Genomic DNA, 26,010 nt, shown 5'->3' with positions numbered 1-26,010 from the left:
CCGATGTTCGATGTCGCCGTCCTCGGTGCCGGCGCCGCCGGCATGATGTGTGCCGCGGTCGCCGGCCAGCGCGGCTTGCGCGTGGTGCTGGTGGACCACGCCGAGCGCCTGGCCGAGAAGATCCGTATCTCGGGCGGCGGCCGTTGCAACTTCACCAACATCGGCGCGGGACCCGCCAATTTCCTCTCCGACAACCCGCATTTCTGCCGCTCGGCGTTGTCGGGCTACACCCCGCAGGACTTCCTGGCGCTGCTCAAGCGCCACCGCATCGCCTGGCACGAGAAGCATCGCGGCCAGCTGTTCTGCGACGATTCCAGCGAATCCATCATCGAGATGCTGCGCGCCGAATGCGATGCCGGCGGCGTACAGTGGCGCATGGGCTGCCAGGTGGCCGAGGTGGCGCATGGCGAGGCGGGCTTCGAGCTGCGCACCAGCCAGGGCGCGATCCGCGCGGCCAAGCTGGTGGTGGCCACGGGCGGCATGGCGATCCCGCAGTTGGGCGCCACCGACTTCGGCCTGAAGCTGGCGCGCCAGTTCGGCCTGAAGGTGGTCGAGCCGCGGCCGGCGCTGGTGCCGCTGACCTTCGACGCGGCGCACTGGCAGCCGCTGGCGGAGCTGTCCGGCGTGGCGCTGGAGGTCAGCCTGGCGACGGGGCAGGGCAAGGCCCGGGGGGAATTCCTGGAAGACCTGCTGTTCACCCATCGCGGGTTGTCGGGTCCGGCCATCCTGCAGATCTCCAGCTTCTGGAAACCGGGCGAGCCCATCGTCATCGACCTGGCGCCGGGGCGCGACCTGGCGGCCGAACTGCTGGCGGCCAAGTCCGGCAACCGGCAGCAATTGCATACGGTGCTGGCCGGCCTGTGGCCCAAGCGCCTGGCCGACCGCTGGCTGCAGCTGGCCGAGCAGGGCGGCAAGCCGGGCCTGGCGGCCTTGCGCCTGGCCGACGCGCCCGACAAGACCCTGCGCGCCCTGGCGCAGGACATCCACCAATGGACGCTGGTGCCCAGCGGCACCGCCGGCTACAAGAAGGCCGAGGTCATGCGCGGCGGCGTCGATACGCGCGGCCTGGACCAGAAATCGATGCAGGCCCGCACCACCCCCGGCCTGTACTTCATCGGCGAGACCGTGGACGTCACCGGCTGGCTGGGCGGCTACAACTTCCAGTGGGCCTGGGCCTCGGGCGTGGCCTGCGGCAAGGCGCTCTAGGCGTTCCTGGCGCTTGATCCAACGCTTTTCCCGTCCGTCGGGCGCGGGCACGCTTCGTGCTGCCCGCCAAGGCCTGTCCGGCCCATAGCCTGACTGCATGACGGGCATTGCAACGTTGTCGTTGTGATATCAAATAAAAATACCTATCATTTGTATTTCACAAATTCAGCTGTGCCGCATCCGGTGGCGCCGCCTGATGGAGACCGCCTTGGCCTATACCTTGCCGCCCCTGCCTTACGCCTATGACGCGCTCGAACCGCACATCGACGCGCTGACGATGGAAATCCATCACAGCAAGCACCACCAGACCTACGTCAACAACCTGAACGCCGCGCTCGAAGGCGCCGGCATCGCCACCGACGAGCCGGTCGAGGCCCTGGTGGCGCGCATCGACCAACTTCCCGAAGCCGTCCGTGGCGCGGTGCGCAACAACGGCGGCGGCCACGCCAACCACAGCCTGTTCTGGTCGGTCATGTCGCCACGGGGCGGGGGCGAGCCCGACGGCGCGCTGGCCCGCGCCATCGACACCGAACTGGGCGGACACGCCGCCTTCCGCGAAGCCTTCACCAAGGCGGCGCTGACGCGCTTCGGCAGCGGCTGGGCCTGGCTCAGCGTGACGCCCGCCGGCAAGCTGGCGGTGGAAAGCAGCGCCAACCAGGACAGCCCGCTGATGCAGGGCAACACGCCGATCCTGGGCCTGGACGTGTGGGAACACGCCTACTATCTCAAGTACCAGAACCGCCGCCCGGAATACATCGGCGCCTTCTACAATGTGATCGATTGGCCCGAGGTGGCGCGCCGCTACGCCGCCGCCGTGGGCTGAGCCGGCATTGCGCGGGGGCAGCGGTCCATGAATACCTTCAGCCGTCATCGCATCCGGCCCGCGGCCACCAGCGTCAGTGTCTGGACGCTGGCGGTGCTGGTCGCCTGCCTGGGCCTGCACCAGATGTGGGTCTATTTCAACGACCACGCGCCGCACGTGGCCGACGCCCTGCTGGGCGGCATGGTCGCCGCGGGCGCCACCGCGGCGGGCACGCTGCCGATCCTGTTCGCGCGCACCATCCCGCAGAAGATGCAGGACAGCATGTTCGGCTTCGGCGCCGGCGTGATGCTGGCCGCCAGCGCCTTCTCGCTGGTGGCGCCGGGCATCGCGGCGGCCGAGGCGCAGGGCGCGGGGCCGTGGGGCGCCGGCCTGACGGTGGGCGCCGCCATCCTGCTGGGGGCGGCGGCGCTGTTGCTGATGGACCGGTTGCTGCCCCATGAGCATTTCATCAAGGGTCGCGAAGGCATCGAGGCCCACCGGCTGCGCCGAACCTGGCTGTTCGTCTTCGCCATCACCCTGCACAACCTGCCCGAAGGCCTGGCCATCGGCGTCGGTTATGCCGGCAACGATCCGGTGCGCGGCACGGCGCTGGCCACCGGCATCGCCATCCAGGACATCCCCGAGGGCCTGGTGGTGGCCGTGGCGTTGATCGCCGCGGGCTACAAGCGCGCGTTCGCGGTGGCGCTGGGCATGCTGTCGGGCCTGGTCGAGCCGGTGGGCGCGGTGCTGGGCGCGGCCGTGGTGGGCTGGTCGGCGGCGCTGCTGCCGTGGGGCTTGGGCTTTGCCGCCGGCGCCATGTTGTTCGTGATCAGCCACGAAATCATCCCCGAATCGCACCGCAAGGGGCACGAGGTCTACGCCACCTGCGGGCTGATGCTGGGCTTCGTGCTGATGATGCTGCTGGACACGGCGCTGGGCTGAAGCGGCGCCCGGGCGGCGATCGCGGATCAACAACGGAACCGCGTTTCGCGGTATGCTTTCGGCGCTGTCACGCATGTTGCGGGAGAGAGCGGCCGTTCGCGGCTGCCGCCGAAGGCGCAATTCGCCCGGAATCGCTCAGGTATCCCATACCGCGCATGCTTGCCCTGTCCCGGTTTTCACCGCGCGGACTCGGCAAAGCAGCACTCTGGAGAGACCTGGCGCCGCTGCCCAATCAGGGACATAGCGAGCAGCCCAGGCGCCGAAGGTGCAAACCCGCCACGCGGGGCAACTCTCAGGCAAAAGGACAGAGGGGCGGAAGATTCAGCCGTTGCGCGGGCGTTTTCCGTCTGTCCGCCAGCGGCATTCCGTAACCCTGGCACCGCTGCCGCTCCGGAGTACCCGCGCATGTCCGCAACCCTCAAACGCACCCCGCTGGCCGAAGAACATATCGCCTCCGGCGCCCGCATGGTCGATTTCGGCGGCTGGGATATGCCCCTGGCCTACGGCTCGCAACTGGAAGAGCACCACGCGGTGCGCCAGGACGCCGGCATGTTCGACGTTTCGCACATGCTCAACGCCGACGTCACCGGCCCCGACGCCTACGCCTTCCTGCAACGCCTGGTGGCCAACGACGTCGCCAAGCTGACCGTACCGGGCAAGGCGCTCTACACCTGCATGCTGAACCCGCAGGGCGGCGTCATCGACGACCTGATCGTGTACTTCTTCGCGCTCGACGAATGGCGCGTGGTGGTCAACGCCGGCACCGCCGACAAGGACATGGCCTGGATGCAGCGCGTCAAGCAGGCCGGCAAGTTCGACGTCACCATCACGCCGCGCCGCGACCTGGCCATGATCGCCGTGCAGGGCCCCAACGCCCGCGCCAAGGTCTGGGCCGCGCGCCCGGCCTGGCAGGCTGCCAGCGAGCCGCTGACCTCGTTCGTGGCCGCGCGCGTCGGTGACGACACGCTGGTGGCGCGCACCGGCTACACCGGCGAAGACGGCTTTGAAATCGTGCTGCCCGCCGCCGAGGCGGTGCAACTGTGGCGCGACCTGGCGGCCCAGGGCGTGCGCCCGGCGGGCCTGGGCGCGCGCGACACGCTGCGCCTGGAAGCCGGCATGAACCTGTATGGCCAGGACATGGACGAACTGACCCAGCCCGGCGAAGCCGCGCTGACCTGGACGGTGTCCCTGAAGAACCCCGAGCGCCGCTTCATCGGCCGCGACGCGCTGGAGCAGTTCGCCACGCCCGCCGCCTTCGTCGGCCTGAAGCTGCAGGAACGCGGCGTGATGCGCGCCCACATGGCGGTGCGCACCGCGCACGGCGTGGGCGAACTCACCAGCGGCACCATGTCGCCGACGCTGGGCGTTTCGATCGGCTTTGCCCGCCTGCCGCAAGGCGTGGTCGCGGGCGACACGGTCGAGGTCGACATCCGCGGCAAGTGGGTGCCCGCCCTGGTCTGCAAGCTGCCGTTTGTCCGTAACGGCAAAGCCGTCGAACACTCGTAAACTCGAAGCTTCACGCCGGTGGCCGGCCCTGCGGGGCGCGGCCGCCGGCGCGAGGCGCGCAACACCATTTCCTTATCCGAATCCCCCAGGAGTTCCCATGAGTCTGCCCACCGATCGCAAGTACACCGAGTCCCATGAATGGGTCAAAGCCGAAGGCGACGTGTTCGTCGTCGGCATCACCGATACCGCCCAGGACCAGCTGGGTGACCTGGTCTTCGTCGGCGACGTCAAGGTCGGCGCCAAGCTGAACGCGGGCGAGACCGCCGGCGTGGTCGAGTCGGTCAAGGCCGCCTCCGACATCTACGCGCCCGTGGCCGGCGAAATCGTCGCGTTCAACGACGAGCTGGAAAGCAACCCCAACCTGATCAACGAATCGGCCTTCACCGCCTGGATCTTCAAGATCAAGCCGGTCAACGCCGCCGATGCCGACAAGCTGCTGGACGCCGCCGGCTACGAAGCCGTGGCCAACGGCTAAGCCGGCCAGGGCGGGCGCGGCGCTGGCGCCGCCGCCCGTCCATGCATCACCGTCCGTCCTTCCCGACGACACCGCCATCTCGAGATCCCCCCATGTCGCGCGCCCTAGACACCCACACCGACTTCATCCCCCGCCACATCGGCCCCTCCGACGCCGACCAGGCCGCCATGCTTGCCGCCATCGGCAGCCCCAGCCTGGACGCCCTGATCGAAGAAGTCGTGCCACCCAAGATCCGCAGCCAGGCGCCGCTGGCGCTGCCGCCGTCGCGCAGCGAAGCCGACGTGCTGGCCGAGTTGAAGCAGATCGCCGGCCGCAACAAGGTCTTTCGCAACTACATCGGCCAGGGTTACTACGGCACGCAGACGCCCAACGTGGTGTTGCGCAACATTCTCGAGAATCCCGCCTGGTACACGGCCTACACGCCGTACCAGCCCGAGATCTCGCAGGGCCGCCTGGAGGCCCTGCTGAACTACCAGACCATGGTCGCCGACCTGACCGGGCTGGACATCTCCAACGCCTCGCTGCTCGATGAAAGCACCGCCGCCGCCGAAGCCATGACGCTGGCGCGCCGCAGCGCCAAGTCGCAAAGCCCGGTGTTCTTCATCTCGCGCCACGTGCATCCGCAGACCATCGAAGTCGTGCGCACGCGCGCCGAGGGCCTGGACATCGAGATCGCCGTCGGCGACGAGGCCGAAGGCCTGCCGGAATGCTTCGGCGTGCTGCTGCAGTACCCGCACAGCACCGGTTCGGTGGCTGATTACCGCAAGCTGGCCGAAACCGCCCACGCGCAAGGCGCGGTGGTGGCCGTGGCCACCGACCTGCTGGCGCTGGCGCTGCTGGCCGCGCCGGGCGAGTGGGGCGCGGACATCGCCATCGGTTCGGCCCAGCGCTTCGGCGTGCCTTTCGGTTTCGGTGGCCCGCACGCCGGCTTCATGGCTTGCAAGGACGCCTTCAAGCGCAACATGGCCGGCCGCCTGGTCGGTGTGTCCAAGGACGCCCAGGGCAACCCGGCGATGCGCCTGGCGCTGCAGACGCGCGAACAGCACATCCGCCGCGAGAAGGCCACCTCGAACATCTGCACCGCGCAGGTGCTGCTGGCCGTCATGGCCGGCATGTACGCCGTCTGGCACGGCCCGGCCGGCATCCGCCGCATCGCCGAGCGCGTGCAGCGCTACACCGCCATCCTGCGCGCCGAACTCGGTAAGCTGGGCATCAAGGTCGCCAACGACACCTTCTTCGACACGCTGCTGCTGGAAACCGGCGCGGCCACGCCCGCCATCATCACGGCCGCCGAGTGCGAGCACATCAACCTGCGCCGCGTCGACGGCGCCCGCCTGGCCGTGTCGCTGGACGAAACCGTCACCGCCGCCGACCTGCAGGCCCTGGTGAACGTGTTCGCCGCCGGCCTGGAGCGCGATGACGTCGAACTGGACATCGACGCGCTGGACGCCAAGGCGGCCGGCGGCATTCCCGCCGCCGTGGCGCGCGAAAGCGCCATCCTCAAGCACCCGGTGTTCTCCAGCGTGCAGTCGGAAACCGACATGCTGCGCTACCTGCGCAAGCTGGCCGACAAGGACCTGGCGCTGGACCGCACCATGATCCCGCTGGGCTCCTGCACCATGAAACTGAACGCCACGGCCGAGATGATTCCCATCACCTGGCCCGAGTTCGCGCTGGTGCATCCGTTCGCGCCCGCCTCGCAGAGCAAGGGCTATGACGAGCTGATCACGCGCCTGTCGGCCGCGCTGTGCGAGATCACCGGCTACGACAACATCAGCCTGCAGCCCAACTCGGGCGCGCAGGGCGAATACGCCGGCCTGCTGGCGATCCGCGGCTACCACCAGGCCAACGGCCAGCACCAGCGCAACGTCTGCCTGATCCCGTCGTCGGCCCACGGCACCAACCCCGCGTCGGCGCAACTGGCCGGCATGGACGTGGTGGTGGTGGCCTCCGACGCCAACGGCAACGTCGACCTGGGCGACCTGCGCGCCAAGATCGAACAGGTCGGCGACAAGCTGGCCGCGCTGATGATCACCTACCCGTCCACGCACGGCGTGTTCGAGGAAGCCGTGACCGAGATCTGCGACCTGGTGCACCAGGCCGGCGGCCAGGTGTACCTGGACGGCGCCAACATGAACGCCATGGTGGGCGTGGCCAAGCCGGGCAAGTTCGGCTCGGACGTGTCGCACTTGAACCTGCACAAGACCTTCTGCATCCCGCACGGCGGCGGCGGCCCGGGCGTCGGTCCGGTCGCGGTGCGCGCGCACTTGGCGCCGTACCTGCCGGGCGTGGTCAACGAGCAGGGCAAGCTGCCCGGCGAAGCCAAGGTTGGCCCGGTCTCGGCCGCGCCGTTCGGCTCGGCCGGCATCCTGCCGATCCCGTTCGTGTACATCGCGCTGATGGGCGCCGACGGCCTGCGCCGCGCCACCGAAGTCGCGATCCTGAACGCCAACTACATCGCCACCCGCCTGCGCGACCACTACCCGGTGCTGTACGCGGGCCGCAACGGCCGCGTGGCGCACGAGTGCATCCTGGACGTGCGTCCGCTCAAGGAAACCAGCGACATCAGCGCCGAGGACATCGCCAAGCGCCTGATGGACTACGGCTTTCATGCCCCCACCATGAGCTTCCCGGTGGCCGGCACGCTGATGGTCGAGCCGACCGAATCCGAAGGCGTGGCCGAGCTGGACCGCTTCATCGACGCGATGATCTCGATCCGCGAGGAAATCGCCCAGGTCGAGCGTGGCGAGCGCGATCGCGAGGACAACGTCCTGAAGAACGCGCCGCACACCGCGCAGATGCTGCTGGCCGAGGAATGGCTGCACGACTACCCGCGCCAGCAGGCCGCCTACCCGGTGGCTTCGCTGCGCGACGCCAAGTACTGGCCGCCGGTGGCGCGCGTGGACAACGCCTATGGCGACCGCAACCTGGTGTGCGCCTGCCTGCCGGTCGAAGCCTACGCCTGATGCCGCTGACGGCTTGGCAATCTGATTGAGTATGGCGGCGTGGCGAGGCTACGCCGCCTAAATGCTCTTACTCTAGGCGAACCTTGGTTTCGTTGGGAGTGGCGGCTACGGGGCGATAGATCCGTTTTGCCTTTTCAACGGAACCTCTTTCGATTTAGTCCGGAAGGGATTTGTATAACGGCAGGGTGTGATTGTCTCTTCGGATCTAAGTCGAAGAATTGCTCGCCATTATCGATACCGGATTTTAACGGTAGTATCGCCAGAAACCGGCCCCGCCTGACTCCGTTGTCGTTCTGTGTTAAGTCAGTTTCCCACATTTCTAAAAACTGGTGGCGGCTTAGCGTCTGATTGCCGACACTGGGATCAGCAAGCCAGATCGTATCCTGGTTTATCCCGCGTAGGACAGTGAAGTGATCATATTTTCTGTTCTTCACATAAAGAATTACAGGAATCTTCAAGCTCTTGAGTTGGGAAAACGTGGCCGAATATCCTTGTGCCTGAAATCCGAGCGCCTGTAGCGCTTGTGCCATGTCTTCAAAAGATGCCCTGCCGTTTTGCTTGTCCATCAATTGCAGCAACTGCAACTCAGTAATAGAAAAGCCAAATGCGCCTTGAAGTAGCGTGGCCATTGATGCGGCGCCGCAGGAAAAATCGAAATCTTGCTTGGTGATGTCTCTGTCTCGCTGGCTTTTCCAGTCTTGCACTCCTCGGTGGAGATACAGATGCCCGTTCGGGCCGACCAGTGGAATTTCTGCATAAACCGTACGGCAAGCGATTGCAATAAAAAGGATGAGGCAGGCTTTCAAGAATATTGTCTTTGCTGGACATTAATCTGCCGAGGCTGTTGAGGTAGTCTCGGCAGTAATTTTGATGTTGTTGGTTTTCTATGGTGACTATAATTTTTTTTGCTTTCGCTTTATATTTTCGAAAAATTTTAATGTAAATAAAATTAATATATAAAATGCGCTTGATATCAATGCGATAATGGAAACGCTTTGGGGGTTGAGGGAGCCGTTCCAGGCATCTTCTAATACGGCAGAAAAAAATAATAGGCCTGCTGCAATGGCTGCGAGGGTGTGGCATCGCATTTGTGGTTTTGAATTCTCCCGTCCGACTAGAAATCCCATGATGGCGGCGATCAGGTCCCCCATAGCCAATTCCCTTTCTATAAGTCCGCGTCAGCAGCGTAGCTTTTGATTGAGGCGGCACTCGCTGCTGCGTAAATACTGATTGGCTCCGAAGTTAGCGAAGGCGCCATTTGCGCGCCACACGATTGATCCTGCCTTGAGTCCGCCACCCGCTGCGGCACCAAGCCCTCCCGTCGTCGCGCCAATAAGGGCGCCGCTTGTCATATTCGCTACAAGAGCCCCTGTCGAGTATGGGTATTTATCTCGTGCTACGCCTATCATATATGTCCCCCCGTTTACCAGTGCTCCCAATGCCGCACCAACAATAATGGGAGATACGGCCCCTTCCGTGTCCTTCATCTCCTCTTTAGAAAGCGCTACAAGCTGGCGAAGATCAGCTGATTCGCGAAATAGTCCAAGCTCCTGTGCGTCGGTAAAATTAGACATGCTGGGTGGTGCAGCGTGAGCGGGGAGCGTAAACGCGAACGCTAACGCCAGCGACGCGAGATAACTTGCGGTTCTTGTCTTCATCGTGCTCTTCCAAAAAGTTTGAGGCAAATGATTGCTGTTTGATCGCTAAGAAAACTTCTAAAATGCATATGACCAAGCGAGATTCAGGTCGGCCCCTTTTCGACCGGAAATGGCGGATATCATTGATATATTGACTATGCTTTTTGCAGTGACGCCATAGCCGACGCCGAGGAGCAGGTCGGTGCTGGTGGTGCGGAAGCCGCTTTTCTCTCCGGCGACTGAGTCGGGTTGTTTGTTTGTCCATTGCGCTCCGCCGCTGAGGCTGACTCGATCATTTGCAGCAAATGCAACGGAACCGCTGATCAGGAATAGCGATCCGGGGGTATGGCGGTTTTCTCCTTCGCCTCTTGCGGTACTCATGCTTAAAGCGGTGTTCATAGAGAACACAACTGGATCTATAGCTTTGTATGCTGCCAAGCCGATCATTGCTGATTTAAACTGACTGCTCGTATTGTGCGTTTTTTCCATGAGCGCAATTTGGGAGAAGCCTATTAAACCCGGCGACTCATCATCGTCCTTGATCTGGTAGCTGGTTCCAAACCATATGTCTGATAGACCTTTGGAAGAAGCGCGATAGACAGATTCTGCGGCTGCGGATCGCGTGTCGCTCCAAAAGGCACTAGCCCGTACGTAGAGTTCAGTGCGAGTCGTGAGGCCATATCTCAATCCCACAGTCCCAACCACTATGTCAGTGTTTTTCCGTTCTTCGCCTACGTCTGTATATACGGATACAAAAGAGGTTGGGCCGGTTTGTATGATTAAGGGGTTGCCGATTTGCAGCCCCTGATCTTCACGATTCCCGTAAGCTACCGAGGTGTCGAGCTTCCATGTTCCCGCTTCTGGGACCAGACCTTCCACATACAGCGGCCGTTCAGCTAACGTTGGGGAGCAAAACAGCGAAATCAAACTGATAATGGTACTTTTCGCGCAGACGCATAGCGTCTTATGAAAATAAGGTCTGTCATTTTTCATCGAGTTAATGCTGTCTCAATATTATTTTGTGGTAATTTTTTGGCGATTCTATCAGCCGGATTTCGTTGTGCGCGCGTTGCTCGAAAAATAGGAATCGTCCTAGTTGTCGTGGGAGAGGAGGGGGCCAACGTGTGCCGGGAATACCCAAACTGATGGTGCTAGGCCTAGGGCTTTCTCAACTTTGGGAATGGATTCGAGCGAATCGGGTGCGATATCGGAGCGCGGCAATGACACAGGACAAGCAGACTGCTGCTAGTCAGAAAGAGTCCAGTGGTGTAGCCGAATTCCGTGCGTGTGACGAACGGCTGTGTCTGCCGCTCATCAGGACTATCCAAAAATGGATATTTCGCAATGGGAAAGAGCAGCCGCTGGCTGCTGTTTCTACAGGTTGACGGCATGTTGAAGAGGGCGCTGGCCCGGCTCAGGCCAACATGCCGTCCCATATTCCAGACCGCACAGGCTTGGCTGTATTAACAGGCCCGTACTGTTAGATTAAATAAAAGGCCTGAGTCCGGTGTTGAACCGAGCTCAGGCCTTTTGACTGCGGACTGTACGATTTGGGACGTCAGTTCATAAGATGAGGGGTGTTTTTGCGCGGCCGTCTTACTTCCTGGCCGGCGCCGCCGACATCGCGGTGGCGAATTCCTCGGTGATGCTGAAGTAGGTGTTCAGCAGGATCTGCAGGTTCTTCTTGCCGATGCCGCCTTCGGCGTTCATGTCCATCTGCAGCACGGCCTGGTTCTTGTCGTCCAGGTAGGCGCGGGTCCAGCGGTATTGCTGGTTCCAGGCGTTGATGGCCTTGAGCGTGGCCGGCTTCTTGCCGGCGTAGGTGGCGGTGGCGACCAGATCGTAGCACTTCTCGGAGAAGTCGTTGCACAGGAATTCCAGGCGCAGGTCGGTGGCGCCGGTGTTGCTGGCATCCAGGATCAGGACCGGGCCTTCGTCGCCGTCGGTCTTGCGCGTGGTGTAGCCCATGTCGTCCAGCATGCCGACGACCATGTCGACGTCGAACTCGTTGACCACGTCGGCATTGCTGGTGGCGGCCATGTCGTCGTCCATGGCGGTGGCGCCGACGGCCGGCTCGGCTTCGTCTTCATCGTCCATCGTGTCCTCGTCCATGCCAGCCGCGCCCAGCAGGCCCGAGAACAGTTCGTCGGCGGGAATCTTCTTGCCGTTCAGGTCGCCCATGCCGTCGGCGAAGTGGAACTTGCCGACGATGTTGTCGCCGTCGTTCTTGCCGACGTTGAACATCTCGGCCATGCCGGACATGCTGCGGATGTTGTCGGCGGCCTCGGCTTCGGCCTTGTCGGCGGGCATGCCGTCCTTCTTGATGGCGTACTGCACCATCAGGTCCTGCACCATCGGCTTGGAGATCACCAGCGTGGCGTCGATCTGCTTGATGGCCTTGACCACGATTTCCTGCGGCGTCAGGTCCTTGACATTGGGAGGATTGGCCAGGTCCAGCGTGACGTTCAGCTTGCTTTCGCCCTTGGCGGTCTTCCAGCTGATCGGGTCGATGCTGAACGACGGATTGCCGGCCAGCAGCTTGCCGGCGTTATCCAGCAGCACCTGGAACTGTTCGTCGTTCAGGCCCTCGTCGTGGGCATCGGCCATGTATTGGCGCATCAGCTGGTTGTAGGTGTCGGACAACTGCTTGACCGCGGCGCCGTCCAGCCGGGCCAGCTTGATGACGGCCTGGCCGTTGCCCAGCGGCACGTCGTTGACGTTGATGTCGCCGGTCTGATACGCGGCCTGGATGTTGATGTTCTTGTCGTCCTCGGCCAGCTTGACGGTATAGCTGAAGTTGTCGAGGATCACCTTGGCGTCGGCGTCCGGCTTGATCACTTCGATGCGCTTGATCTTGATGCCCGAGTCGCCGACCGACAGGCCGAACTTGCCCATGCGGCTGTCGACGTCCATGGTCAGGCCGGACATCGCCATCTTGATCGGATCGCTACCCTTGGTGCCGTCCACCGCCAGGGTGTCGGTCTTGGCATTGGCGGTGATGGCGGCCAGGCCGCGGTCGAACGTGCCGGTGATTTCCATGCCGCTGAAATCGACCGAATTGCCTTCATGCGTCACCTTCACCGGCGCGATGCGGGCGGTCGATGCCGTGCTGCCGCCAAAGCTGACCATGGCATCGGTGACCAGGGGCGAGACGTCCTTGGTCAGCTCGAACACCGGCTTGACGTTGTCCGTCTTGGCCATTTCGGTGTGGACGAAAGCCAGCTTGGGCGCGATGGCGCCGCGCGCCAGCGCGCTCTTGGGGAACGGGCCGTGCTCGATTTGGGCATCGAATTCCAACATGCCGTCCGGCATGTCGCTCAGGCTCTTGTCGCTCTTGACGAACGACACGCCGTAGCGCGCCTGCGTCGAGAACAGGCCGCGCTCGTATTTGATCTGGTCGATGCGCAGGCCGAACAAAGGCGTGATCTTGGCCAGCTTCTCGTTGGCCTCGGCCAGGCGGCGCTGCGCGCCTTCCTCGATGCGCTTGCCGGTGTACCAGGTAGCACCCACCCAGCTTCCCGCTCCCACTATGACCACGGCTAAGGTGATCGCTACGCTCTTTTTCATGTTTTGCTTTGTCGTTGATTGTCGAGTCTTGTCCCTGCGGCGCGGCGCCGTCGAGCGGCGCGGGCAATGGGACATATTCATCGGCCTGTCAGGACCCGCGGCGAGTATACCGAGGCGGGGTAGCCAGTTGCAGTGCGCGCCGTTACCGAAGATTTCAAAATGAAAGCCGGCGCCCTCGGGCGCCGGCCATATTGTCGACAACGCGTGTTTTACAGGGGATCGAGCGGGTAGATCGGCCGGCGCACATGCTTGAAGTCAAGCTGGCCGTAGTCGGAGGTGGTGACGCCCACGCCGGTGCACTCGATGATCTCGGTGGCCATCTCGGAGAAGCCGGCGCGCCAGTGGACCCGGCTCTTGAGCACCACATAGCGCTTTTGCAGCGGATCGATGCCGGCCGACAGCAGGCAATTGATGTCGAAGGGCTCCTGGTGGCGCGACACCACCACGATCTCGACCCGTCCGGTATCGATCACCACCGTCAGGCCGGTGTCATTGCGCACGCCACGGTACATGGGGCCGCGGTTCAGGTAGACACCGTCGAACACCAGCTTGACCCGGCCGGTCACCGTCAGCGGCTCGCCGGCCCGCTTGATGGCGGGCATGTCCACCTTGCCGCCCAGGGGCAGGGTGACGGTGCTGCCCACGCCCGCCGTGGCGGCCTCGCGCGCCGCCTGGGGATCGCAGATGGCGTAGAACACCACGTTGTCCAGTTCCTGGCGCAGCACCTCGGCCAGCACCGCCGTCGTGTCCATGGTGCCGCCGGAGCCGGTGTTGTCGTAGTGGTCCAGCAGCACCACAGGCCCGTGCTCGATGGTCTTGGCCCGGGCAATGGTGGGCGCCAGCGGCTCGGAATGGAACACCCATTTCGCCCGGTCGTTCCAGGCGCGCTCCAGCAGTTCGTCGCGGTATTGCTGCGCCTGGGCCAGGTTGGCGTCCGTACAGACCACGGCGCTCAGGCCGGCTTCGCGGATGTCGGCGTGGGGGAAACCCACGAACACCGAGGCCGCCAGAACGCCATCGGCCTCCAGCTGGCGGCAGCGCTCCTGCAGCGATTTGTTGGGATCGGCGTGGGTGCCCTGGCACATGACGTGCGGCAGCATGGGCTTGTCGCCCCAGGTCATCACGGGCTTGATCTCGCCCTTGAGCGTGCGCACGATGACGTTGGCCGCGCGCACGCCGGCCTCGCGGATGTCCACGTGCGGATAGGTATGGAAGCCGCTGATGACGGTGGCGTTGTCAACGATGTCGGCGTAGATGTTGGCGTGCATGTCTAGCGTCACCGCCACCGGGGTCTTGGAATCGATCTCGCGCAGGCGGCGCAGCAGGTCGCCCTCGGCGTCTTCCACGCCCTCGGCCACCATGGCGCCGTGCAGGTCCAGCAGGATGGCGTCGTAGCCGCCCTTGCGGACCTCGTCCAGCACCCGCTTGCACAGCAGCTCGTGGGTCTCGGCGCTGGCCGGGCCGCTGGGCCAGGATTCGGCGGCCACCGGCACCACGATCTCGGCGCCGACGCGGCGCGCCACCTCGATGTAGCCGCCCAGGCCGCTGTCGGTGTTCTCGTAGGCGCGGATGGCGCGGTCGCCGGCCAGGATTTCAGGATTGCCGCGGAAAAAGCGCGCGAGCGGGGTCGGCACGGGCGAGAAGGTGTTCGTCTCGTGCTTGATCATTGCCAGAAGCCAACGCATGGGAATTCCTGTGGGTTGCCAAAGGGGAAGGGGAGCGGGACGGTGTCAGGCCCGGGGCGGTTGCGGCCAGGGCTGCTGGGCCGGGCGCATGCGCTCCCAGGCGCGGGCCACGCGCAGCACGCCCAGATCGTCGAAGCGCGCGCCGGCGATCTGCAGGCCGATCGGCAGGCCCGCCCTGGTGTAGCCGCAGTTGACCGAGGCGGCCGGCTGCTCGCTCATGTTGTAGGGCAGCGTGTAGCCGATGTGGTGCATGGTCGTGGCGACCTCGTTGGTGGGCGCGGCCCACTCGGCGTTGTAGGCCACCACCGGCGCCACCGGCGACAGCACGTAGTCGAAGGGGGCGGTGGCGGCCACGGTCCTGGCGCGCACGTTCAGGGTTTCGTAGTAGCTGCGGAACACGGCCTCGCCGGATTGGCCGCCGCCGCTTTCGGCCCAGGCGCGGATGAACGGCAGGATCTTGTCGCGGCGCGCTTGCGGCAGGGCCCCCAGGTCGATGGCCGAGCGGGTGCGCCAGAAACGGTCGACGCCGTCCAGCATCTCCGGCGTCATCCACGGCTTGAGCGGCGTGACGATGGCGCCGGCCGACTCGAACAGTCGGGCCGCGGCTTCGACGGCGGCGCGGATCTCCGGGTCCAGCGGCAGGCCGCAGCCGGCGTCCAGCTGCAGGCCGATGCGCAGGCCGCGCACGTCGATATCCAGGTTGAGCCAGTCGAAGTCCTGGAACGGCAGGCTCATGTGATCGCGCGCGTCGGGCTGCGACAGCACGCCCATCATCAGCGCGGCGTCAGTGATGTCGCGGGTCATGGGGCCGGCGCAGCGGCCCATGAAGGGCGGGTCGATGGGGATGCGGCCCAGGCTGGGCTTGAGCGTGGCGATGCCGCACCAGGCGGCCGGCAGGCGCACCGAGCCGCCGATGTCGGTGCCGATGTGCAGCGGGCCGTAGCCCGCCGCCGCCGCCGCCCCGGCGCCGGCGCTGGAGCCGCCCGGGTTTTTGCTCAGGTCCCAGGGGTTGCGCGTCAGCGCATGGAAGCTCGACAGCCCCGAGGACAGCATGCCGTAGTCGGGCATGGTGGTCTTGCCCAGCACTACCGCGCCGGCCTCGCGCATGCGCGCCGCCGGCGGGGCGTCGGCCGCGGCCGGCGTCAGGTCAGTGGCGGCGGTGCCCAGCGGCACCGGCACGCCGCGGGTGGCGATGTTTTCCTTGATGGTGGCGGGCACGCCGTCCAGCGAGTAGCCGCCGCAAGCCTGCGGCTCGCCCTTCATCCAGCGCGCCTCGGAAGCGCGCGCCTGCGCCAGCGCCTGGTCGGGATCGAGCGCATAGGTGGCGTGGATGTGCGGTTCCCAGCGCGCGATGTGGTCGAGCACCGAGCGGGTCGCCTCGACCGGCGACAGGGTCTTGTTGCGATAGGCGGCCAGCAGTTCCTGGGCCGAGAGTTCATGCGGTTGCGACATGGCGGGTTCCGATTGCGTGGGATGCCTGGGTTGATTGGGACGCCTCAGGCGGAGGGGGCCGCCAGCCCGGCCGCCACGGGCCGGAAATTGCGGAAGTCCCAGTCGCGCCCGGGCGCCGCGTCGATCAGGGCGCGGGTGTACTCGTGGCGGGGATCGGTCAGCACGGCCTGGGCGGCGCCGGTCTCGACGACCTTGCCGCGCTGCATGACCATGATGGTGTCGCAGATCTGCGCGGCCACGCGCAGGTCATGCGTGATGAACAGCACGCCCACGCCGGTGCGTTCGCGCACCTGCTCGAGCAGTTCCAGCACCTGCGCCTGCACCGACACGTCCAGCGCCGACACGGCTTCGTCGGCCACCAGGATCTCGGGGTCCATCACCAGCGCGCGGGCGATGCAGATGCGCTGGCGCTGGCCGCCGGAAAACTGGTGCGGGTAGCGCCGCATGGCGTCGGGGCTCAGTCCGACCACCGACAGCGTCTCGCCGGCGCGTTGCAGCGCCTGCTCGCGCGGCACGCCGAAGTTGAGCAGGCCTTCGATGATGGACTCGCCCACGGTGCGGCGCGGGTTGAGCGAGCGGTAAGGATCCTGGAACACGATCTGGATGCGGCGCCGCACCGGGCGCAGGGCCGCGCCGGACAGCGTGCTGAGGTCTTCGCCGCCCATCATCATGTGGCCGGCGGTGGGTTCGATCAGGCGCACGATGCAGCGCGCCACGGTCGACTTGCCCGAGCCGGACTCGCCCACGATGCCGAGGATTTCGCCCTTGCGCAGCGTCAGGTTGACGTCTGCCGCCGCGATCACGTTGCGCGGCGCGCTGCGCGAGAACAGCGAGCGCTTGCCGCCGTAGGTGCGCCCCAGGCCCTTGACGTGCAGCACCGGCACGCCCGCGGGCGCTTCGCGGTGCAACGGCACCAGGCTGGGCACCGACGACACCAGGCGCCGCGTGTACGACTGCTTGGGTTCGGCCAGGATCTCGTCGCGGGTGCCGCTTTCGATCAGGTCGCCGCGGTTCATCACCACGATTCGGTCGGCGATCTCGGCCACCACGCCGAAGTCGTGCGTGATGAACAGCACGGCGGTCCGGTGCTTGACCTGCAGTTCCTTGATCAGCAGCAGGATCTGCTTCTGCGTGGTGACGTCCAGCGCCGTGGTCGGCTCGTCGGCGATCAGCAGCTTGGGCTCCAGGATCAGCGCCATGGCGATCACGATGCGCTGGCGCTGGCCGCCCGAGAGCTGGTGCGGATAGGCATCGTAGATGCGCTCGACGTCGGGCAGGTGCACCGAGCGGAACATGTCCAGCACCTTGGCGCGGCGTTCGGCGGCCGACATGCGGCGATGCAGCCGCAGCACTTCGTCGACCTGCTTGCCGACGGTGTGCACGGGGTTCAGCGCGGTCATGGGTTCCTGGAACACCATGGCCATGCGGGTGGCGCGCAGTTCGCGCAGGCGCCGCGGCGTGGCGTTGGCCACGTCCTCGCCTTCGACGCGGATCGAGCCCGCGCTGATGCGCAGCACGCCGGCCGGCAACAGGCCCATGACGGCCAGCGACGTGACCGACTTGCCCGAGCCGGACTCGCCGACCACGCACACGGTTTCGCCGGCGTGCACGTCCAGGCTCAGGTTGCGCACCACGCGGTTGCCGGCGCCGCCGACCTCCACCGACAGGTTGCGGATCGCCAGCACGGCGGACGAGGTATCGCCCGCGGGGGGAGTGGGAGAGTAGGTCATCGGCATCAGATCCTGCGCACCATTTTCGGATCGAGGGCGTCGCGCAGCGCGTCGCCCAGGATGTTCACGCTGAGCACGGTCAGCGACAGGAACAGCCCCGGGAACAGGATCAGGCCGGGCAGCATGCGGAAGTACATGCGGCCTTCGGACATGATGTTGCCCCAGGAGGCGATCTCGGGCGGGATGCCCGCGCCCAGGAAGCTGAGGATGGCCTCGGTCAGCATGGCCGAAGCGAACACATACGTGCCCTGCACGGTCAGCGGCGCGATGGTGCTGGGCACCATGTGGCGCCACAGCAGCAGCGGCAGCGGCGTGCCCAGCGCCAGCGCCGCTTCGACGTAGGGCTCGCCGCGAACGGTCAGGATCTGTCCGCGCACCAGGCGCACCACCCGTGGAATTTCGGGGATGGTGATGGCCACCAGCACCGTCATCAGGCTGGCCCCGGTGACCGACACCAGGGCAATCGCCAACAGGATGCCGGGGATCGCCATGATGGCGTCCATGGTGCGCATGATGATGCCGTCGAGCGAGCGGAACCAGCCGGCGATGACGCCGACCACCAGCCCGATGGTGACGCTGATGACCGCCGCGCCCAGCCCCGCGATCAGCGAGACGCGCGCGCCGTAGGCCACGCGCGACCAGACGTCGCGGCCGAAGGCGTCGGTGCCGAACAGGTAATCGGTGAACGGCTGCTTCAGGCGCGCGCCGGGATTGATGGACGTCGGGTCGACCGTGCCCAGCAGCGGGGCGAACAGGGCGATGGCGACAATGATGAGCAGCACCACCAGGGCCAGCATCACCGGCCAGCTTTTGAGGCCCTGGCGGATCTGGCGCCAGGCGGTGACGTGGGGCGTGCCGCCGCCGGGAAGATCGGCGGCCGCTTGCGCAGCGGCGTCGGTTGGCGTTTGCATGGCGTGGCCTCAGTATCGGATACGGGGGTCGAACACCGTGTAGGCGCAATCGACAACCAGATTGATGAACACGTAGACGAAGGCGAAGAACAGCGTCAGGCCCTGGATCACGGGGTAGTCGCGCGCCAGCACGGCTTCGACCACCAGCCGGCCCAGGCCGGGGATGTTGAACACCGATTCGGTCACCACCACGCCGCTGATCAGCAGCGCGATGCCCAGGCCCACCACCGTGGCGATGGGCACGGCGGCATTGCGCAACGCGTGGCCCAGCAGCACGCCGGTCTCGGTCAGCCCCTTGGAGCGCGCGGTGCGGATGAAGTCCTCGCCCATCACCTCGATGACGCTGGTGCGCGTGATGCGCGCGATCAGGGCGATGTACACGGTGGACAGCGCCAGCGACGGCAGGATCAGCCGATGCAGGAACAACCAGAAGCCATTGGCCAGCGGCGTGTAGCCCTGCACGTTGAACCAGCCCAGCTTGATGGCGAAGGCCCAGATCAGCAGGTAGCCGGTGACGAACACCGGCACCGAGAAGCCCAGCACCGAAAAGCCCATGACCGCGCGGTCCAGCAGCCGGCCCTGGCGCCAGGCCGCCAGCACGCCCAGCGGGATCGCCACGATCAGCGTGAAGACCAGCGTCAACAGCGCCAGGCTCAACGACGGTTCGAGGCGCTGGCCGATGAGCTGGGTGACCGGCACGCCGGACATCAGCGAGGTGCCCAGGTCACCCTGAAGCAGCTTGCCGCCCCAGATGAAGAACTGCCTGGCCATCGGCTGGTCCAGGCCCATCGTCTGGCGGATCTGTTCGATCCGCTCGGGCGTGGCGCCGTCGCCGGCCATGATGATGGCCGGATCACCCGGGCTCAAACGCAATATCGCAAAGACCACCACCGCGACCATCACCAGAACGGGGATGGTCGCGAGGAGCCGGCGTGAGACGAATGCCAGCATGTATTTCCCCCTGAACTACTTGCCCGTCAAGGGGCTTTTTTCACATTCCAGAACGCGAACACCGGCGCATGCACCAGGCCCGAGAGCTTGGCCGTATACACGGTGGGGACCGACATCTGGCCCAGCGGCACGTACAGGCCCTCGTCGATGCCGATGCGCTGCAATTCATCGGCGATCTTCTTCTGCTCGGCCGGATCGGAGGTCAGCGCGAACTTGGTGCGCAGTTCCTCGACCTGGGGGAAGTCGGGCCAGCCGAACCAGGCGTTGTCGCCGTTGGCCGCGGCCGGGGCCGAGCGCACCGGGTCCATCACATCGGTGGCGTACCAGTTGGTGTTGTGGATGTTCCAGCCGCCTTCGGCCGGCGCCGCCTTGGAGGCGCGGCGGGTCGCCACGCTCTGCCAGTCCATCGCCGCCAGGTTGACGTTGAAGCCGGCCTTGCGCAGGGCCTGGGCCATCACCACCGGCTGCGCCGACAGCGTGCCGACGTCGGTGGCGTGCATCACCAGGATCGGGGTGTTGTCATAGCCGGCTTCCTTCAGCAGGGCCTTGGCCTTCTCGATGTTCGAGGGCACCACCACGTCCTTGCCGATGTCCGATTCCAGCGGCGTGCCGCAGCCCCACAGCGAGGCGCAGGTCTTCCAGTACTTGGGATTGCCCACCAGCGCCTTCATCACGTCTTCCTGGCCGATGGCGTACATCGCGGCCTGGCGGATCTTCTTGTTGTTGAAGGGCGGGTACTTGAAGTTGAAGCGGTACATCGTGAAGTAGCCGACCGGGCTGAGCGACTCTTCCTTCAGGTCCTTGTTGCCTTCGATCATCGGCAGCAGGTCATAGGGGAACTGCTCGACGAAGTCGATTTCGCCGCCCAGCAGGGCGTTGGCGGTGGTCAGGGCGTCGGGCATCACATCCCATTGCACCTTGTCCACGTTCACCACCTTGCCACCGGCCAGGCCGCTGGCGGGTTCCTTGCGCGGCACGTAGTCGGCGTTCTTGGCGTAGACGGTCTTCACGCCCGGCTTGAACTCGATGACCTTGAACGGACCCGAGCCGGTCATGTCGGTGATCGGCTGGCCGATGGGCAGCTCGGCGATGCGCTTGGGCATCATGAACGGCGCGGTGCCGGTCGGCTTGGACAGGGCGCGCAGCGCCAGGTCCGTGGGTTCCTTCATGACGATGCGGAAGCTGTTGTCGTCGATGACTTCGATCTTGTCGGTGAATTTCAGCAGCGTGCGGCCCATGCCGTCGCCGGCGGCCCAGCGCTTGATCGACGCGACGCAGTCCTCGGCCGTGACCGGCTTGCCGTCATGCCATTTCTGGCCCGGGCGCAGCGTCATGGTGTAGGTCTTGCCGTCGGCCGAGACATCCCACTTTTCCAGCATCTGCGGCTGGATCTTGTTGTCGGCGTCGGTGGCCAGCAGGGTGTCGTAGATCATGTAGCCGTGCCACGTGGTGATGTACGCGGTGGTGGCGTGCGGATCGGTCAGGCGCAGCGGCGAATGCATCACCGCCTTGATGACGGTGTCGGCGTAGGCGCCATGGGCCATCAGCAGGGTGGCGCCGGCGAACGCGGCCGCGCGGACGAACTTGAGCATGAAATTCCCCTTTTATGCGTAGTGAGCGGCGCGGATTGCCGCTACGTCGTTGACGCGCCGCGCCCCGGGCGCGGCGTGCGAGGGTCAGTCGCTTGCGGCGCTGGAAAAAACCGGGCCGCAAGGCGCCATTCTGATGCCGGGACGCAACCGTGTCCATGGTTGTTTTGCCGCATCCATCAGCATCGATCCCGGCGCGGCGCAAACCAGGATGGCGTGGGCGATGGGGGTGAAGTCGGCGCGGAAATGCGCCGAGCTTTTCACCGCCAGGATGGCCGCGCGGCGCGGCTCGATGCCGGCGAAACGGAACATTTCCTGGTCCGCCATCTGCACCTTGTTGGACGCCACCACGATGCGCACGCCGCCGATGCGCAGGCAGGCGCTGGGGCCCAGGTCCATATGGAAGCCGCGGTAGAACGCGCCATGCGTATCGAAGCGCCCATCCGAAGTTTTCTCCACGATGAACTCGGCGTCCAGTGGTTCGTCGTCGGGAATACCCGAATGTCCACCCAATGCAATGCGGACCGATTTACCCACGCCGGCGCGGTGCGCGGCCAGCGCCGCTTCCGGATCGACGATCAATCCGATGGCGGCATCGCGCGCCTGGTGGCGGATCAGGGCGCGCAGCAGGCCCGTGGTGTCGGAACTGCCGCCGGCGCCGGGGTTGTCCTGCGCGTCGGCGATGACCACCGGCGCGTTGGCCTCGCGCGCCAGCCGCATGGCGGTCGTGACCGCGTCATCGGGTGAATACAGGGTGCCGCCAAAATCCCGTTCGGCATCGAGCACCGCGCGCGCCAGCGTGTCGGCGGCCGCGTCGGCCTCGGCCTGGGTGGCGCCGTAGGCCCATACCGCGGGCAGGCAATCGGGGAAATCCGCCGCCGGAAAACCGGTGGCCAGCGACACGCTCTGGGCGCCGCGCGCCTCGATGTCGCCCACCATCTGGTACAGGCTGCGCGCCGGCTCGATGTCGGTCGATTGCCAGCACAGCGGAATCAGGTAGGGCAGCTGTCGCAGCGCCACGCAGGGACGGGGCGCGCCCGCCAGGCGCCGCGCCAGCAGCGCGGCGGCGCGCTGGCCGGTCTCGGCCATGTCGATGTGCGGATAGGTGCGGTAGCAGACCAGCGCGTCGGCGTGGCGCACCATCGCCGCTGTCATGTTGGCGTGCAGGTCCAGGCTGGCCACCACCGGCACGTCGGGGCCGACCAGCGCGCGCACGCGCTTGAGCAGTTCGCCTTCGCCGTCGTCCAGGTGCTCGGTGACCATGGCGCCGTGCAGGTCCAGGTACACGCCGTCCAGCGGCAGGGCCGCTTGCAGGCCCTGCAGGATCAGGGCGCTGATGCGTTCGAAGGCATCCTCGGTGACTGGACCGGAAGGGCTGGCCGCGGCCCACGTGGCCGGCAGCAGCGTGTGCTGTTGCATGGCCTCGATGAAGCCGGCCACGGGAATGTTGGCGCCGGCCACGGCCTGGAACATCGCCGGACCGCTGACCAGCTTCGGCCAGCCGCCGCCCTTGTCGGCAAAGTCTTCCCACGCCGCGCGCGAAGGCGCGAAGGTATTGGTTTCATGCTGAAAGCCGCCGATCCCGATGCGCATCAGGATTCCCCTTGTTGTGTGTCTTTCGGCAAAACCCCGGCCGCCTGGCGGCTCGGGGCGGTGAACGCGTCTACATGGTCACTTGGCCACCGGCATGGTGAATTCCGCGCCCTTGGCGATGCTGTCCGGCCAGCGCTGCATCACGCTCTTGTAGCGCGAGTAGAAGCGGATGCCTTCTTCGCCGTAGGCATGGTGGTCGCCGAACAGCGAACGCTTCCAGCCGCCGAACGAATGCCAGGCCATCGGCACCGGGATCGGCACGTTGATGCCGACCATGCCCACCTTGATCTGGCGGGCGAAGGCGCGCGCCACACCGCCATCGGACGTGAAGCAGGCCACGCCGTTGCCGAATTCATGGGCGTTGATCAGCTCGACCGCGGCGGCGAAGTCGGGCACGCGCACCACGCACAGCACCGGTCCGAAGATCTCTTCGCGGTAGATGTTCATCGCGGGCTTGACCTTGTCGAACAGCGTGCCGCCCAGGAAGAAGCCCTTTTCGGCGCCCGGCACCTTCAGGCCGCGGCCGTCGACCACCAGCTCGGCGCCGGCGGCGACACCGTCCTCGATGTAGCCGATGACCTTGTTGCGGTGCTGCGCCGTGACCAGCGGGCCCATTTCGGCGTCGCCCTGCATGCCATCCTTGACCACCAGCGCCTTGACGCGCGGGACCAGGCGTTCGATGACCTTGTCGGCCACGTCGCCCACCGCCACGGCCACCGAGATCGCCATGCAGCGCTCGCCGGCCGAGCCGTAGGCCGCGCCCATCAGCGCATCGGTGACCTGATCGAGATCGGCGTCCGGCATCACCACCAGGTGGTTCTTGGCGCCGCCCAGGGCCTGCACGCGCTTACCGCGGCGCGTGCCTTCGGCGTAGATGTATTCGGCGATGGGGGTCGAGCCGACGAAGGACAGGGCCTCGACGTCGGGGTGCGCGATCAGCGCGTCCACGGCCTGCTTGTCGCCGTGCACCACGTTGAACACGCCCGGCGGCAGGCCGGCTTCGGTCAGCAGTTCGGCCAGGCGCAGCGAGGCCGAGGGATCGCGTTCGGACGGCTTGAGCACGAAGGTGTTGCCGCAGGCGATGGCCACCGGGAACATCCAGCACGGCACCATCATCGGGAAGTTGAACGGCGTGATGCCGGCCACCACGCCCAGCGCCTGGCGCATGCTCCAGTTGTCGATGCCGCCGCCGATCTGGTCGGAATACTGGCCCTTGAACAGATGAGGAATGCCGCAGGCGAATTCGACGATCTCGATGCCGCGCATCACTTCGCCCTTGGCGTCCGAGAACACCTTGCCGTGCTCGCGCGTGATCAGTTCGGCCAGTTCGTCCTGGTGCTTGTCCAGCAGCGCCTTGAAGTTGAACAGCACGCGGGCGCGCTTGAGCGCGGGGGTTTCCGACCAGGCGGGAAAGGCGGCCTTGGCGGCGGCCACGGCCAGCGCCACTTCGTCGGTGGAGGCCAGCGGCACGGAGGTGATGATCTCGCCGGTGGCCGGGTTGAAACCGTCGGCGTAGCGGTTGCTGCGGCCATCGTAGGGCTGGCCGTTGATGTAGTGCGAGAGGTTCTTCTTCATGGGAAAGCTCGGAGCGGGGTTCTTTGAAAACGCCGGAGGGCGGCCCGGGGCCGCCCGCCGTTGTGTGTGATGCGCGGCGCCTGCGCCGCGCCGGGGATTACGCGACTTCCTTGAGCACCTTGCCGATCTGCTCGAAGATCTGGCCGATCTGGGCCTCGTCGATGATCAGCGGCGGCGAGACGGCGATGATGTCGCCGGTGTAGCGCACCATCAGGCCGCTGTCGAAGCACTTCTGGAACACTTCGGCGGCGCGCGCGCCCGGCGCGCCGGCGCGCGGCGCCAGCTCGACGCCGGCCACCAGGCCCAGGTTGCGCACGTCGATGACGTGCGGCGCGCCCTTCAGGCTGTGGGCGGCCTGCTCGAAGGCGCCGGACAGCTTGCGGGCGCGGCCGAACAGGTCTTCGCGGCGGTAGATGTCCAGCGTCGCCAGGATGGCGGCGGCCGCCAGCGGGTGGGCCGAATAGGTGTAGCCGTGGAAGAACTCGATGCCGCCGGCCGGGCCGTTGACGATGGCGTCATGCACCTCGCGGCGCACCGCGACCGCGCCCGCGGGCACGGCGGCGTTGCTGACGCCCTTGGCCATCGCGATCAGGTCCGGCGTCACGCCGAAGAATTCCGACGCGGTGGCCGCGCCGAGGCGGCCGTAGGCGGTGATGACTTCGTCGAAGATCAGCAGGATGCCGTGCTTGGACGTGATCTCGCGCAGCTTTTCCAGGTAGCCCTTGGGCGGGATCAGCACGCCGGTGGAGCCGGCCATGGGTTCGACGATGACCGCGGCGATGGTCGAGGCGTCGTGCAGCGCGATGATGCGCTCAAGGTCCTCGGCCAGGTGCGCGCCCCAGGTCGGCTGGCCCTTGGAATAGGCGTTCTGCTCCAGGTTGTGGGTGTGGGGCAGGTGGTCCACGGCGGGCAGCAGCGCGCCGGAGAAGGTCTTGCGGTTGGGCGAGATGCCGCCGACCGAAATGCCGCCGAAGCCCACGCCGTGGTAGCCGCGCTCGCGGCCGATCAGGCGGGTGCGCTGGCCTTCGCCGCGGGCGCGGTGGTAGGCCAGGGCGATCTTCAGGGCGGTGTCGACCGATTCGGAACCGGAGTTGGTGAAGAACACGCGGTCCAGGCCCTGCGGCATGAAGCTGGCGACGGCCGTGGCGGCCTCGAAGGCCAGCGGGTGGCCGAGCTGGAAGCCTGGGGCGTAGTCCATGATGCCGGCCTGGCGCGAGATCGCCTCGACGATCTCCTGGCGGCCGTGGCCGGCGTTCACGCACCACAGGCCGGCGGTGCCATCCAGCACCTGGCGGCCGTCGACCGAGGTGTAGTACATGCCCTTGGCCGACGCCAGCATGCGGGGATGCGCCTTGAACTGCTTGTTGGCGGTGAAAGGCATCCAGAGATGGGACAGGTCGGGCAACTCGGCGGGGGCGTTCAT

20 protein-coding genes and 2 riboswitches are annotated in these 26,010 nt (G+C 66.0%); of the genes, 6 read left to right on the top strand and 14 right to left on the bottom strand.

The features are described from left to right. Window positions 1-3: 3 nt before the first annotated feature. The 6 genes from ACVN9Z_RS03760 to gcvP all read left to right on the top strand — a co-directional run bounded on the left by ACVN9Z_RS03760 (window position 4) and on the right by gcvP (window position 7,897). Window positions 4-1,206, top strand: a complete 1,203-nt coding sequence (locus tag ACVN9Z_RS03760; RefSeq protein WP_024070436.1) for a BaiN/RdsA family NAD(P)/FAD-dependent oxidoreductase — start codon at window positions 4-6, stop codon at window positions 1,204-1,206. 208 nt (window positions 1,207-1,414) lie between these two features. Beyond that, window positions 1,415-2,029: a superoxide dismutase gene (locus ACVN9Z_RS03755; protein ID WP_006385863.1), complete on the top strand. Its 615-nt coding sequence runs from the start codon at window positions 1,415-1,417 to the stop codon at window positions 2,027-2,029. Between the two features lie 27 nt (window positions 2,030-2,056). Continuing rightward, window positions 2,057-2,950, top strand: coding sequence for a ZIP family metal transporter (locus tag ACVN9Z_RS03750; protein ID WP_020926284.1), 894 nt, complete (start codon window positions 2,057-2,059; stop codon window positions 2,948-2,950). 69 nt (window positions 2,951-3,019) lie between these two features. After that, window positions 3,020-3,112, top strand: a riboswitch (glycine riboswitch). 33 nt (window positions 3,113-3,145) lie between these two features. After that, window positions 3,146-3,268: riboswitch (glycine riboswitch) on the top strand. Between the two features lie 87 nt (window positions 3,269-3,355). Next, the gene (gcvT, locus tag ACVN9Z_RS03745; protein ID WP_150101231.1) at window positions 3,356-4,456 is read left to right on the top strand and encodes a glycine cleavage system aminomethyltransferase GcvT; all 1,101 of its coding nucleotides are present in this window, start codon (window positions 3,356-3,358) and stop codon (window positions 4,454-4,456) included. Between the two features lie 97 nt (window positions 4,457-4,553). Continuing rightward, complete coding sequence (gene gcvH, locus ACVN9Z_RS03740) at window positions 4,554-4,931, top strand: glycine cleavage system protein GcvH (RefSeq protein WP_006385867.1); 378 nt, start codon at window positions 4,554-4,556, stop codon at window positions 4,929-4,931. A gap of 92 nt (window positions 4,932-5,023) precedes the next feature. Next, complete coding sequence (gcvP, locus tag ACVN9Z_RS03735) at window positions 5,024-7,897, top strand: aminomethyl-transferring glycine dehydrogenase (RefSeq protein ID WP_458213136.1); 2,874 nt, start codon at window positions 5,024-5,026, stop codon at window positions 7,895-7,897. 134 nt (window positions 7,898-8,031) lie between these two features. On the opposite strand, the gene ACVN9Z_RS03730 is transcribed toward gcvP, so the two are convergent. From ACVN9Z_RS03730 to ACVN9Z_RS03665, 14 genes are all read right to left on the bottom strand, one after another. Continuing rightward, a complete protein-coding gene (locus ACVN9Z_RS03730) occupies window positions 8,032-8,703 on the bottom strand; it encodes a C39 family peptidase (RefSeq protein WP_223821503.1) in 672 nt (223 codons plus the stop codon). An 87-nt stretch (window positions 8,704-8,790) separates the two neighbouring features. Then, window positions 8,791-9,048, bottom strand: a complete 258-nt coding sequence (locus ACVN9Z_RS03725) for a hypothetical protein (protein WP_144415856.1) — start codon at window positions 9,046-9,048, stop codon at window positions 8,791-8,793. A 27-nt stretch (window positions 9,049-9,075) separates the two neighbouring features. Further along, window positions 9,076-9,555 carry a hypothetical protein gene (locus tag ACVN9Z_RS03720; RefSeq protein ID WP_131728502.1) on the bottom strand — a complete coding sequence of 160 codons (480 nt, stop codon included), beginning with the start codon at window positions 9,553-9,555 and terminating at the stop codon, window positions 9,076-9,078. Window positions 9,556-9,612: 57 nt separating this feature from the next. Then, window positions 9,613-10,527, bottom strand: a complete 915-nt coding sequence (locus tag ACVN9Z_RS03715; protein WP_150101233.1) for a hypothetical protein — start codon at window positions 10,525-10,527, stop codon at window positions 9,613-9,615. Between the two features lie 603 nt (window positions 10,528-11,130). Further along, window positions 11,131-13,101: a DUF945 family protein gene (locus ACVN9Z_RS03710; protein WP_047991895.1), complete on the bottom strand. Its 1,971-nt coding sequence runs from the start codon at window positions 13,099-13,101 to the stop codon at window positions 11,131-11,133. 209 nt (window positions 13,102-13,310) lie between these two features. Beyond that, entirely contained in the window at window positions 13,311-14,786 is a 1,476-nt protein-coding gene (locus ACVN9Z_RS03705) for a M81 family metallopeptidase (protein WP_047991894.1), read from the bottom strand. A 45-nt stretch (window positions 14,787-14,831) separates the two neighbouring features. Beyond that, entirely contained in the window at window positions 14,832-16,238 is a 1,407-nt protein-coding gene (locus ACVN9Z_RS03700) for an amidase (RefSeq protein ID WP_458213135.1), read from the bottom strand. A 44-nt stretch (window positions 16,239-16,282) separates the two neighbouring features. Then, window positions 16,283-17,968, bottom strand: a complete 1,686-nt coding sequence (locus ACVN9Z_RS03695) for an ABC transporter ATP-binding protein (protein WP_047991892.1) — start codon at window positions 17,966-17,968, stop codon at window positions 16,283-16,285. A gap of 5 nt (window positions 17,969-17,973) precedes the next feature. Then, a complete protein-coding gene (locus ACVN9Z_RS03690; RefSeq protein ID WP_006385876.1) occupies window positions 17,974-18,879 on the bottom strand; it encodes an ABC transporter permease in 906 nt (301 codons plus the stop codon). A gap of 9 nt (window positions 18,880-18,888) precedes the next feature. Further along, a complete protein-coding gene (locus ACVN9Z_RS03685; protein WP_006385877.1) occupies window positions 18,889-19,830 on the bottom strand; it encodes an ABC transporter permease in 942 nt (313 codons plus the stop codon). A gap of 26 nt (window positions 19,831-19,856) precedes the next feature. Then, window positions 19,857-21,422 (bottom strand): ABC transporter substrate-binding protein, encoded by a 1,566-nt coding sequence (locus ACVN9Z_RS03680; RefSeq protein ID WP_006385878.1) that lies wholly within the window; start codon window positions 21,420-21,422, stop codon window positions 19,857-19,859. Window positions 21,423-21,506: 84 nt separating this feature from the next. Further along, the gene (locus ACVN9Z_RS03675; RefSeq protein ID WP_024070429.1) at window positions 21,507-23,012 is read right to left on the bottom strand and encodes a M81 family metallopeptidase; all 1,506 of its coding nucleotides are present in this window, start codon (window positions 23,010-23,012) and stop codon (window positions 21,507-21,509) included. Window positions 23,013-23,090: 78 nt separating this feature from the next. After that, complete coding sequence (locus ACVN9Z_RS03670; protein ID WP_006385880.1) at window positions 23,091-24,587, bottom strand: CoA-acylating methylmalonate-semialdehyde dehydrogenase; 1,497 nt, start codon at window positions 24,585-24,587, stop codon at window positions 23,091-23,093. A 97-nt stretch (window positions 24,588-24,684) separates the two neighbouring features. Beyond that, window positions 24,685-26,010 (bottom strand): omega-aminotransferase AptA, encoded by a 1,326-nt coding sequence (locus ACVN9Z_RS03665; protein ID WP_448685399.1) that lies wholly within the window; start codon window positions 26,008-26,010, stop codon window positions 24,685-24,687.

It is taken from the genome of Achromobacter sp. KK8 (genome assembly GCF_054188005.1).
The sequence above is the reverse complement of the archived record's forward strand: the minus strand, read 5'-3'. Positions and strand labels throughout refer to the sequence as shown.

Coding starts and splice junctions, on each gene's coding strand:
- ACVN9Z_RS03760 (WP_024070436.1), top strand. CDS start 4: ATGTTCGATGTCGCCGTCCTCGGTGCCGGCGCCGCCGGCATGATGTGT.
- ACVN9Z_RS03750 (WP_020926284.1), top strand. CDS start 2,057: ATGAATACCTTCAGCCGTCATCGCATCCGGCCCGCGGCCACCAGCGTC.
- gcvT (WP_150101231.1), top strand. CDS start 3,356: ATGTCCGCAACCCTCAAACGCACCCCGCTGGCCGAAGAACATATCGCC.
- gcvH (WP_006385867.1), top strand. CDS start 4,554: ATGAGTCTGCCCACCGATCGCAAGTACACCGAGTCCCATGAATGGGTC.
- gcvP (WP_458213136.1), top strand. CDS start 5,024: ATGTCGCGCGCCCTAGACACCCACACCGACTTCATCCCCCGCCACATC.
- ACVN9Z_RS03725 (WP_144415856.1), bottom strand. CDS start 9,048: ATGGGGGACCTGATCGCCGCCATCATGGGATTTCTAGTCGGACGGGAG.
- ACVN9Z_RS03720 (WP_131728502.1), bottom strand. CDS start 9,555: ATGAAGACAAGAACCGCAAGTTATCTCGCGTCGCTGGCGTTAGCGTTC.
- ACVN9Z_RS03715 (WP_150101233.1), bottom strand. CDS start 10,527: ATGAAAAATGACAGACCTTATTTTCATAAGACGCTATGCGTCTGCGCG.
- ACVN9Z_RS03710 (WP_047991895.1), bottom strand. CDS start 13,101: ATGAAAAAGAGCGTAGCGATCACCTTAGCCGTGGTCATAGTGGGAGCG.
- ACVN9Z_RS03705 (WP_047991894.1), bottom strand. CDS start 14,786: ATGCGTTGGCTTCTGGCAATGATCAAGCACGAGACGAACACCTTCTCG.
- ACVN9Z_RS03700 (WP_458213135.1), bottom strand. CDS start 16,238: ATGTCGCAACCGCATGAACTCTCGGCCCAGGAACTGCTGGCCGCCTAT.
- ACVN9Z_RS03695 (WP_047991892.1), bottom strand. CDS start 17,968: ATGACCTACTCTCCCACTCCCCCCGCGGGCGATACCTCGTCCGCCGTG.
- ACVN9Z_RS03690 (WP_006385876.1), bottom strand. CDS start 18,879: ATGCAAACGCCAACCGACGCCGCTGCGCAAGCGGCCGCCGATCTTCCC.
- ACVN9Z_RS03685 (WP_006385877.1), bottom strand. CDS start 19,830: ATGCTGGCATTCGTCTCACGCCGGCTCCTCGCGACCATCCCCGTTCTG.
- ACVN9Z_RS03680 (WP_006385878.1), bottom strand. CDS start 21,422: ATGCTCAAGTTCGTCCGCGCGGCCGCGTTCGCCGGCGCCACCCTGCTG.
- ACVN9Z_RS03675 (WP_024070429.1), bottom strand. CDS start 23,012: ATGCGCATCGGGATCGGCGGCTTTCAGCATGAAACCAATACCTTCGCG.
- ACVN9Z_RS03670 (WP_006385880.1), bottom strand. CDS start 24,587: ATGAAGAAGAACCTCTCGCACTACATCAACGGCCAGCCCTACGATGGC.
- ACVN9Z_RS03665 (WP_448685399.1), bottom strand. CDS start 26,010: ATGAACGCCCCCGCCGAGTTGCCCGACCTGTCCCATCTCTGGATGCCT.